This is a genomic window from Cohnella lubricantis, from assembly GCF_014212015.1.
In the GTDB taxonomy this organism is placed as follows: Bacteria; Bacillota; Bacilli; order Paenibacillales; family Paenibacillaceae; genus Cohnella; species Cohnella lubricantis.
This window is the reverse complement of the sequence record NZ_JACJVN010000107.1, coordinates 1-10,019: the sequence shown is the minus strand read 5'-3', so window position 1 is coordinate 10,019 and position 10,019 is coordinate 1. Positions and strand designations below refer to the sequence as shown.

Below are 10,019 nucleotides of genomic sequence, written 5' to 3'. Positions count from 1 at the left end.
CGCATCCGGTGTTCCGTCCCGAAGCCGGCTTCTTCTCCGACACTAACTTCTGGGCTCCGGAGGTCTATGCGCACGAAGGGCGCTGCTACATGTTCGCGACGTTCAGGCGCAAGGACAACAACCTGCTCGGCACCGCCGTTCTCGCTTCCGCCAGCCCGCTCGGGCCGTTCGTGCTGCACAGCAGCGGCCCCGTCACGCCGAAGGATTGGAGCTCGCTGGACGGCACGCTGCATATCGACGAAGCCGGCGATCCGTGGATGGTGTTCTGCCACGAGTGGCAGCAGATCGCGGACGGCGAAGTATGCGCCATGCGGCTGACCGCCGGCTTGCAGGCGTCTGCTGGCGAGCCGGCGACGCTGTTCAAGGCGTCGGATGCGCCTTGGGCGACGCCATTCCATTCGCCGCGCTGCCCGGATACGGTCAACTATGTCACAGACGGACCGTACCTGTTCCGCGGCGAATCGGGCAGCCTGTACATGCTGTGGGCGAGCTTCATCGAAGGCCGATACGCGCTCGGTGCTGCCCGTTCGGCATCCGGCGGCGTTCTGGGGCCGTGGACGCACCAGCCGGAGCCGCTCTACCGGAGCGACGGCGGGCATGGCATGGTGTTCCGCACATTGGACGGCCGCCTCGCGCTGGCCATTCATACGCCGAACCGCACGCCGGATGAGCGGCCGATCTTCCTGGAGATTGAGGAGCGCGGCGGGCGAATCCAAGTGCTCGGCACCTTGTGATCGAATCGGCTTCCTACTATAATGAGGGTACATGGATCGCTGCATGCAGAACAGGGGGAAGCCGCCATGGAATTGGTCGTATCGCAAGCTGCTTGGTCTTGCTTCCGGCAGGAGTGGGGCTACCGGGATGGCGAGCGCATCCGCATCTTCGTTCGGTATATCAGCGGAGGAACGGAGCCGTATGGCTTCGGCATTATGAAGGATGAACCGATCGACCCCGCCGTTATGGTGGAGGACAATCGTCTCGCTTTCTATATGGAGAACAAGGATATTTGGTTTCTCGATCAGCGCAAATTAACGGTCGATTGCCAGAACGGCGACATCGTGTTCCAAGTCGGCTAATTAGCTAATCCAGTAAGGCAACAACCGCATAACTTCCAGAACGTCTCGTTACTTGCAGAAGTAATGGGGCGTTCTTTTTTTTCTCGTTGACAATGGCTCACATATCGATTATATTGAATTTAAGATAATTCACTAAAGTTATTTAATTTATTATTGTAAGTAACGAACAGGAGGAAATGACCAATGGCAAAGTCCAACTGGGCAGTAGACGTATCCCACAGCGCGATTGATTTCTCGGTTAAGCACATGATGATCGCGAAGGTCAAAGGCTCGTTCCACAGCTTCGAGGCGCAAATCGCCGCCGATCCGGAGGACCTGACGACCGCTGATATCGCCGTTCAGATCGATCTGTCCAGCATCGATACCCGCAATGGCGACCGCGACGGCCACCTGAAGTCGGCTGACTTCTTCGACGTCGAGAATCACCCGAAGCTGCTGTTCACGGCTACTAAGATCGTAAGCAAGGGCGACGGCGAATATGCTGTAACCGGCGATGTGACGCTCCATGGCGTCACTCGTCCCGAGACGTTCGACGTATCGTTCGAAGGCATCGGCAAGGATCCTTGGGGCAACGAGAAGGTTGGCTTCAGCGCAACCGGCAGCATTAAGCGCAGCGATTACGGCCTGACCTACAACGCAGCTCTGGAGACGGGCGGCGTGCTGATCGGCGACGAAGTGAAGATCTCGATCGAGATCGAAGCGGCTAAAGCCTAAACGGCTAAGGCAGCAACCACGCGCCTAGATGGCCAAAAACCTCCGATCCCTTAGTGGAATCGGAGGTTTTTTTGCTGCATTTTCACGAATAAGCCTGAATTAATAATGTCTGCCCGTAATGTAACGCGACGCCCAATAGCCGGTACGCAGGCTGTCAATCGAGACGCCCTTGCTCGGCACGTTGCTGATGAACTGCCCGTTGCCGATATAGATGCCGACGTGATTGATCTTCCCCGGGGTGTTCACGCTGAACATGACGAGGTCGCCGATGGCAAGCTGCGACTTGCTCGGCACGCGGGTGCCGAATCTCGTCTGCGCGCTTGATCCCCACGGAATGGAGATGCCGCGTTTGGCGAAGACGTACTGCGTGAACGAGGAGCAGTCGAAGGTCAGCCTGCTCGGATTCCGAACGCCGAATTTATAGGTGACTTTGCCTATGTACGATGTGGCGATATTTACCGTGAGATGCCCGTTGGTCGCGTATATTTCCTGAGCGGAGGCGGGGGTTGGCACGGCGACAACCGTAGCGGTGCATGCGATCGACAAGGCGATAGCCGACGCTGCGAGCAGTTTCTTCATGACAGCCACACTTCCTTTTGCCTATTAGTGGATCAGAGTCCAACAGTAACTTTACTACATTTCACCTTTCAAAATCTTTAGTGGTAATTTGGGAAAAAAGGTAGCGGAAACCCACAAATTGAGTGCTGTGGATAAGACATGGCGATTTGGGACTATCGACCTTATATCTAGAGGGGGCAACACCTTCGGATTAGGTCTATAGCCGTTTGTTCTCCTAAATAGTGGGTGATCTGAAGAGCGGCGGAAGCCGAATGGGTTGGAAAATAGGACTTGTCCCAATAGCTGCTTTATTCTGCCAATCCTCTTAGCCGCATAAATTGAGAGGAGGACTCGCCTTCCCGGGCATGCGCCCGGCGAATAAGCAAGACAGATCAGTAGGGGGGACGCTCATGAGACGCAGATGGGGCAAGCCGCCGGCGATACGCTGGAAGTGGAATCCTCCGGCCAAGAGCAGGGGATTCCGCGCCGCTCGCAGATGGTCGCCGCGCCTGCAGGCGCCCGCTGCGCGCAGCGGCGGCTTCGTCGCGCGCAAGCGCAGGCGACCGCTGCGGCCGGCGGCTTACTCGCCGCAGCCGCAAGGCTGGGTCGTGCGTCCGCGCCGGCGGATGAAGCGCAGGCACTTCTGGCTGATCATGCTGCTGATCTTTGTGCTAGCGACGATCCAATCCGTTTATTTCCTAGACAAATATTTGCGCGATCCGCTCATGTTCCTCGCCAAAGTCCGAATTACCCAGATCGCGACGGAAGCGGTCAATCAGGCGATCATGGACAATGTCGCGAGCGATGCGGACAGCAGCCGCATGATCCAATGGCAGACGAACGAAGCCGGGAAGGTTACCGGATTCCTGATTGACTACAAGGAGCAGATGCAGGTGACGGCAGAGACGATTGAAGTGGTGAAGCGCACGCTGGAGGAGCAGTCGGAGCTGTATGAGCGCATTCCGATCGGGCACGCGTTGAACAGCCCGTTCATCTCCTCGATCGGGCCGAGCGTGGCGGTGCGGTTCCATCCGGCCAGCGCCGTGCAGGTCGAGGTGCGGACGAGGCAGACGAACTTGGGTATTAACAACGTGCAGATCGAGGTATACGCGCACATTAAGACATCGATCGCCGTTCTTATCCCATTCGATCAGGAGCCGACCACGCTCGAGACGGAGATACCGCTCTCCTATCTGATGGTCGTCGGAGATGTCCCGACCTACTATTACGACGGCAGGGGCAATCCGGTCGGCAGCGGAGCCGCGCAAGCGCCGACGCTGGCGCTGCCGAACCAGGCGCCGACGATTGCCGATCCGTCGGCGGCATCCTCTGGCAACGCGGCCCATTGAAGCGCCGTAAGCCCCGCGCGAGGGCTTCGGGAGCGTGCGAAGGCGCACTGTAGCGCCGTAAGCTCCGCGCGAGGGCTTACGGCGGCCTCGTCTCAGCCTCTCTTAGCACAGAAAAAAGTTCGAATTTGTTCGTTTGTGTGTGATATAATCAAAACAAACCAAAACAAACGAATTTGAGGAGGCAATCCGACATGGAAATTCGTCATTCCGTACATCCGTCAGACGCGAAGCACTACGACACCGCCCGCCTGAGGGAGCACTTCCTCGTCGAGAAGTTGTTCGAAGCCGGTCAGGTGCACATGGTGTACACGCATGAGGACCGCATGGTGATCGGCGGCGCGCAGCCGGCCGAGACTGCCCTGACGCTCGAAGCGCCGGATACGCTGAAGACCGGCTTCTTCCTCGAGCGCCGCGAGATCGGCTTCGTCAACATCGGCGGCGACGCCGTCGTGACAGCCTGCGGAGAGCGTTACGAGCTGAGCAAGCTGGACACGCTGTTCGTCGGCATGGGCGTGCGCGACCTGCAACTGGCGAGCAAGGATGCCGCCAATCCAGCGAAGCTGTACTTCTGCTCCGCGCTGGCGCATGCGACGTACCCGACCCGCAAGGTGTCGATTCAGGAAGCGAACACGCTGTACCTCGGCTCCCAGGCAACCTCCAATGAGCGCGAGCTGAACCAAATCATCCATGAAGGCGGCATCAACTCCTGCCAGCTGATGATGGGCATCACGGTGCTGAAGCCGGGTAGCGTCTGGAACACGATGCCGTCCCATCTCCACGACCGCCGCATGGAAGCGTATCTCTACTTCGACCTGGCCGAAGACGCTCGTGTGTTCCACATGATGGGCGAGCCCAGCGAGACCCGCCATCTGGTCGTCGCCAACGAGCAAGCGATCATCTCGCCGTCATGGTCGATCCACTCGGGCGTCGGCACGAGCAATTACACGTTCATCTGGGCGATGGCCGGCGAGAACTACACGTTCAAGGACCAGGATATCGTTCCTCCCGCCGAATTGAAGTAGAATAAACCGATAGAAGAGGCAACGAGGAGGAACGCCGCGACATGCTAGCTGCCGCACGACATCAGCTCATTCTGGACCAACTGCTCGCTGAGGGAGCCGTTCAAGTGTCCGAACTGAGCGAGCGCTTCGGAGTGACGCCGAAGACGATCCGCGAGGATCTGGAGAAGCTGGAGGAGAAGGGGCTGCTTCGCCGAACGCACGGAGGCGCGGTCGCGCGCGAGGAAGAGACGGAGCCGCTGCTCCCTCTCCAGATTCCGAACACCAAACATCCGGTCGAGAAGGAGGCGATTGCCCGGCAAGCGCTCAAGTACATCGAGCCGGGCGACGTCATCGCGCTCGATGCCGGTAGCACGACGCTGGCGATCGCGAAGCTGCTGCCGAACGAGCCGCTCACGGTGCTGACCAACGATCTGCTCATCATGCAGGAGCTGATCGCTAAGGACCGGATCCGCCTCGTCGTGCCGGGCGGTTACCGCCAGCGCAATGTGCTGATCGGCAACGAAGCGCTCGATTGGCTGAAGAAGCTGAACGTGCAGAAGCTGTTCCTGTCGGCTACGGGCATACATGACAAGTATGGACTGACCGTGTTCACGGACGAACTGATCGATCTGAAGAAGGCTTATTTGGCAAGCGCGAAGGAAGTGTACTGCGTGGCGGATCACACGAAGTTCGACCGCGCGGCGCTGTTGACCTTCGCCTCGCTTGAAGAAGTGGATGTGCTCATTACCGACGCGGGACTGGATGACGAGATGGTCCGGCGCTACGAAGGGAGTTCGGTGAAGATTGAGAGGGCTCTTTGACTTAACGGGAAAAACCGCGCTTGTAACCGGCGCAGGCCGCGGCCTTGGACAAGCCATCGCCGTAGGATTGGCAGAGGCTGGGGCGGATGTCGTGCTGGTGACGAACCGGACGCCGGCGGACGAGACGAAGCGGCGAATCGAAGCCGCCGGCCGCAAGGCGATCGTGCTGCAGGCGGACGTCGGCGACCGGTCGCGGCTGGCCGGCCTGATCGACAGCGCGGTCGGCGAATTCGAACGACTCGACATTCTGGTGAACAACGCGGGCATTATCCGGCGTACGCCAGCCGCCGATCACGCGTACGAGGATTGGCAGGAAGTGCTGGACGTCAATCTCAACTCTGTATTCACCCTGAGCCAGCTGGCAGGCAGACAGATGATCGAGCAGGGCTCGGGCAAGATCATCAACATCGCTTCCATGCTCTCCTTCCAAGGGGGCATCAACGTGCCGGGCTACACGGCGAGCAAGCACGCGGTGGCTGGTCTGACCAAGGCGCTGGCGAATGAATGGGCGCTGAAGGGCGTGCAGGTGAACGCGATCGCTCCGGGTTACATGGCTACCGACAATACGGAGGCGCTGCGGGGCGACCCCGTTCGCAGCCGGCAAATTCTCGAGCGGATTCCGGCGGGACGCTGGGGATCGGATCAGGACTTGGTTGGAGCTGCGGTGTTCCTGGCGTCAAGCGCGTCGGATTACGTGAGCGGGCACGTGCTCTGCGTCGACGGCGGTTGGATGGTGCGTTAGGCCATCGCTGGAGAGAGGCGGCGGTTCGGCGGCAATTGCCGCCGATCGGTCCGCGAGCAACGAATCGGAAGGAGTCTGCTGCGGCAGGCTCCTTCTTTTGGCATGCGGAGTGGAAGGGGAGCGGGTGCGCCCCGAGTTCGCCGCGCTAAGTGTAAATGAGCAGTTATTTAATCGATAAATTCGTTTATGCAAGGTGCTAGTTGTACAGCATACACTTATTTGCGGGCAACAGGGCCGATTCGGCTTCAGCGAGTTGATCTAAATGCAGATTTGCAATTAGATGTATAGGAAAGTCTCTTGGCGGATGAGCTAAGTGCAGAAATGCAATTCAGCTGCGGATGGGCTGACGCATGTGGAGGGGCGGACGTATGCGGATGGGCTGATGCATGTGGAGGGGCGGACGTATGCGGATGGGCTGACGGTTCGCGTCATTCCCTGAAGCCGCGGGCACTTGCTTATTGGAACAAATCCGGCGATGATTAGAAGAATAAGCCACATAGACAGGAGCGAACGTACCGCATGAGTCGGATTATTGTAGCAGGCAGCATTAACATGGACCTGGTGAATCATGTGAAGGAGTTCCCCAAGCCGGGGGAGACGATCCACGGCCGCGGGGTCGACTATTTGCCGGGCGGCAAAGGCGCGAACCAAGCGGTGGCGGCTTCGCTCGCCGGCGGCGACGTGACGATGATCGGCGCAGTCGGCGAAGATTCCTTCGCGGAGCCGCTGCTAAGCTCGCTGAGCGAGCGCGGCGTCGCGACCGGGAGCGTCGTTCGCAAGCCCGGCACATCGGGGCTCGCGTTCATTACGGTGTCGGATGCCGGCGAGAATCAGATCATTCTGTCCGAAGGCAGCAACGGGAAGCTGCGTCCGGAGGATGTACCGGCGAAGCAACTGGCAGATGCCGATGTGATTGTGCTGCAGAACGAGATTCCGTGGGAGACGAACCTGCACGTGATGCAGGCCAGCCGTTCGGAGCGGGCGAAAGTCGTCTACAACCCGGCCCCGGTTCGCCAGATTCCCGCGGATGCGTATCCGCTGATCGATCTGCTCGTCGTCAACGAGACGGAGGCGGCCGGCCTCAGCGGCATCGAGGTCGCAAGCCAACAAGATGCGGCGCGCGCCGGGCGCGAGCTGCTTAGCCGCGGCGCGCGAAGCGTGCTCGTGACGCTCGGCGCCAAAGGCTCGCTGTACCTCGAAGGGGACGGCCAGCCCATCTTCACGCCGAGCTTCCGGGTGCGAGCGGTCGATACGACCGCGGCTGGCGATACGTTCATCGGCGCGTTCGTCGCAGCCGGCGCGCAGGGGCTGGATACGCCGGCCGCACTGCGGTTCGCGACGGCCGCATCGGCCATCGCGGTGACGCGCGAGGGAGCGCAGGCTTCCATCCCGACGCGGCGGGAGATTGAGTCTTTCCTGGCGGAACAAGGGTAGGCGCGGGGGCAACAACACCTTTTCGAGCGAGATTACTTGTGGACCTTTAACGCCTTCAACTCGCTTCGTTCCCATCTGCGGAGCATAGGATAGGGATCGAACGCCCACTCCACGAGGCCGCGGTCCCGGTAGACGCCGTAATGCAGATGCGGAGGGAACTTCCCTTGCGTGCCGGGTTTGCCGTAGCCGGAACTCCCGACCCAGCCGATGACCTGCCCCGGTTGGACGACGTCTGAGACGTTCAGGCTCTTGGAGAAGCCGGATAGGTGGGCGTAATAATGGTACAGGTTGTCCAGGTCGCGAATGCCGATCCGCCAGCCGCCGTACGGGTTCCAGCCCTTCACCTCGACGACGCCGTAAGAAGTGCTGCGGACGGGCACGCCGTAATCCGCGAAGATGTCGGTCCCCTCGTGAATGCGGGACCCGCCCCAGCCCCGGCTGTTGCCCCACGTGCTGCGGTACGAATAATCGGTGCCGACCGGAAGCGGGAAGACGTGCCGGCTTAAGTTCAGCTTGCCGAACGTCTCGTAGATCTTCGTGAATTGCAGAATGCGCTGTACCGCGCGGGTATTATGGTAGTAGTTCCATAAGCCGATCGCGAAGTCGTCGGGAGACGTTCCTTGTAGACGCACCTGATGCGCGACGGAATACAGCAGATCAAGATCGTTGTTCCGATCCGCGCGCTTATCTCCCGAACCATCCCTTCCGACGCCTTGGAAAACCTTAATGGAGACCGGATTCGTATCTTCCGTGTCGGGGTTGAGCTCGCCGCTCCACTTCTCCGGCGGCACGTAAATGCCGACCAACGCGTCCTTGCGGATAGGACGCGTCTTCGGATGGGCGCGCGACAACGTGCGCTCGTACCTCTCGAGGCCGGCTACCGCCTGCCAGGACAGCCCGGTCATAAGGCTGACTCTCTTGTACAATTCCTGAAGCTTCTGAAGCTCCGCCTCTTCCTTGCCCTTGGAGGCTTGATTCGAATTCGGCGAAGCGGCGGCGTCCGGTATCGCCAGTTGAAGCATCAATAGGACGGCGGCCAAGAGCCGCAATCGCCGCAGGACGTTCCCTTTCCTCCATTGCTTGCGCACCGACACCCCTCCTTCTACATATAAGGGTAGGTTTTGCAGATCATTGGTTTTTATGTGAAACCTGTTATAATAAAGGGGACTGAAGCGGGGGGAATCGAATTGACGACGAATGTCAGACCTCCGAAGCCCGATTGGCTTCGAATTAAGTTAACGACCGGGGACAATTATCACGAAATTAAAGATATGATGCGGAGCAAGACGCTCCATACGGTATGCGAAGAGGCTCGCTGCCCGAATATTTACGAATGCTGGGCGAACCGGACGGCGACGTTCATGATTCTGGGCGACATCTGCACGAGGGCGTGCCGGTTCTGCGCGGTGAAGACGGGACTGCCGACGGAGCTTGACCTGCAGGAGCCGGAACGCGTCGCGGAAGCGGCGGTTCAGATGAATCTGCGCCACTGCGTCGTGACGTCGGTCGCGCGCGATGACTTGAAGGACGGCGGGGCGCAGGTATTCGCGGCGACGATCAAGGCGATTCGCGAGAAGCTGCCGCTCTGCAGCGTCGAAGTGCTCATTCCCGACTTCCTCGGGAATTGGGATGCGCTGCAGACGGTCATGGACGCGAAGCCCGACATTCTGAATCATAACGTAGAGACGGTTGCGCGGCTGTCGGACCGCGTGCGCGCCAAGGCAAAGTACAGCCGCACGATGGAGCTGCTTCGCAGGGCGAAGGAGATGGCGCCGGACATTCCGACGAAGTCGAGCATTATGCTCGGCCTCGGCGAGACGATCGAAGAGGTTCATCAGACGATGGACGATCTGCGCGAGGTTGATTGCAACATTCTGACGCTGGGCCAATACTTGCAGCCTTCGAAGTCGCATATCAACATCGTGCGCTACGTACATCCGGATGAATTCGCGCAACTGAAGAAGGACGGCTTGGCGAAGGGGTTCTCCCACGTGGAGTCGGCTCCGCTCGTCCGCAGCTCGTATCACGCGCATGAGCAAGTGCAATCCGCGGCGGCGCACGCTTCGGTGTGAGCGGCCTTTAATACCAAGTCTGAAGATACAGATCAGGCGAGCGTTCGGGAGGAGAACCATTCGTGATTTACATGGCAGGTGGCAACACATATACGCTCGTGCATGAACACAAGAACGGTTGGAACCCCGAGGCGTTTCGCGAGCGGTTCAGCGAAGTGCTGGAACGTTACGACTACGTAGTGGGGGATTGGGGCTACAACCAGCTTCGGCTGCGAGGCTTCTACAAGGATCAGCAGCCGAAGCTGGTTGTAG

13 protein-coding genes are annotated in these 10,019 nt (G+C 59.5%); 11 read left to right on the top strand and 2 right to left on the bottom strand.

Features of this window, described 5'->3' with window-relative positions; all coding sequences use genetic code 11:
• The 3 genes from H4Q31_RS21020 to H4Q31_RS21010 form a co-directional block, all read left to right on the top strand.
• Nucleotides 1–734, top strand: a 734-nt coding sequence (locus H4Q31_RS21020; RefSeq protein ID WP_185181026.1) for a glycoside hydrolase family 43 protein, incomplete at its 5' end; no start/stop codon positions are given.
• Nucleotides 735–800: 66 nt separating this feature from the next.
• On the top strand, nt 801–1,076 hold the full coding sequence (locus H4Q31_RS21015; RefSeq protein WP_185181025.1) for a Fe-S cluster assembly protein HesB: 276 nt from the start codon (nt 801–803) through the stop codon (nt 1,074–1,076).
• Between the two features lie 183 nt (nt 1,077–1,259).
• The gene (locus tag H4Q31_RS21010; RefSeq protein WP_185181024.1) at nt 1,260–1,790 is read left to right on the top strand and encodes a YceI family protein; all 531 of its coding nucleotides are present in this window, start codon (nt 1,260–1,262) and stop codon (nt 1,788–1,790) included.
• 99 nt (nt 1,791–1,889) lie between these two features.
• On the opposite strand, the gene H4Q31_RS21005 is transcribed toward H4Q31_RS21010, so the two are convergent.
• The gene (locus H4Q31_RS21005; protein WP_185181023.1) at nt 1,890–2,369 is read right to left on the bottom strand and encodes a C40 family peptidase; all 480 of its coding nucleotides are present in this window, start codon (nt 2,367–2,369) and stop codon (nt 1,890–1,892) included.
• 389 nt (nt 2,370–2,758) lie between these two features.
• Between H4Q31_RS21005 and yunB the strand changes: the two genes are divergently transcribed.
• The 6 genes from yunB to rbsK all read left to right on the top strand — a co-directional run bounded on the left by yunB (nt 2,759) and on the right by rbsK (nt 7,695).
• Complete coding sequence (gene yunB, locus H4Q31_RS21000) at nt 2,759–3,697, top strand: sporulation protein YunB (protein WP_185181022.1); 939 nt, start codon at nt 2,759–2,761, stop codon at nt 3,695–3,697.
• 191 nt (nt 3,698–3,888) lie between these two features.
• Nucleotides 3,889–4,719 carry a 5-dehydro-4-deoxy-D-glucuronate isomerase gene (gene kduI, locus H4Q31_RS20995; protein ID WP_185181021.1) on the top strand — a complete coding sequence of 277 codons (831 nt, stop codon included), beginning with the start codon at nt 3,889–3,891 and terminating at the stop codon, nt 4,717–4,719.
• Between the two features lie 41 nt (nt 4,720–4,760).
• Complete coding sequence (locus tag H4Q31_RS20990; RefSeq protein ID WP_185181020.1) at nt 4,761–5,519, top strand: DeoR/GlpR family DNA-binding transcription regulator; 759 nt, start codon at nt 4,761–4,763, stop codon at nt 5,517–5,519.
• Nucleotides 5,503–6,261, top strand: coding sequence for a 2-dehydro-3-deoxy-D-gluconate 5-dehydrogenase KduD (gene kduD / locus H4Q31_RS20985; RefSeq protein WP_185181019.1), 759 nt, complete (start codon nt 5,503–5,505; stop codon nt 6,259–6,261). The genes H4Q31_RS20990 and kduD overlap by 17 nt, the downstream gene beginning before the upstream one ends.
• A gap of 313 nt (nt 6,262–6,574) precedes the next feature.
• Nucleotides 6,575–6,700 (top strand): hypothetical protein, encoded by a 126-nt coding sequence (locus tag H4Q31_RS21715; protein WP_260440189.1) that lies wholly within the window; start codon nt 6,575–6,577, stop codon nt 6,698–6,700.
• Nucleotides 6,701–6,780: 80 nt separating this feature from the next.
• Nucleotides 6,781–7,695 carry a ribokinase gene (gene rbsK / locus H4Q31_RS20980; protein ID WP_185181018.1) on the top strand — a complete coding sequence of 305 codons (915 nt, stop codon included), beginning with the start codon at nt 6,781–6,783 and terminating at the stop codon, nt 7,693–7,695.
• 32 nt (nt 7,696–7,727) lie between these two features.
• Here the strand turns inward: rbsK and H4Q31_RS20975 are convergent, their stop codons facing one another.
• On the bottom strand, nt 7,728–8,717 hold the full coding sequence (locus H4Q31_RS20975; RefSeq protein ID WP_185181027.1) for a M23 family metallopeptidase: 990 nt from the start codon (nt 8,715–8,717) through the stop codon (nt 7,728–7,730).
• A gap of 165 nt (nt 8,718–8,882) precedes the next feature.
• Between H4Q31_RS20975 and lipA the strand changes: the two genes are divergently transcribed.
• Nucleotides 8,883–9,767, top strand: coding sequence for a lipoyl synthase (gene lipA / locus H4Q31_RS20970; RefSeq protein WP_185181017.1), 885 nt, complete (start codon nt 8,883–8,885; stop codon nt 9,765–9,767).
• 71 nt (nt 9,768–9,838) lie between these two features.
• Nucleotides 9,839–10,019: YutD-like domain-containing protein (locus H4Q31_RS20965; protein ID WP_221626935.1), on the top strand; the 181-nt coding region annotated here is incomplete at its 3' end.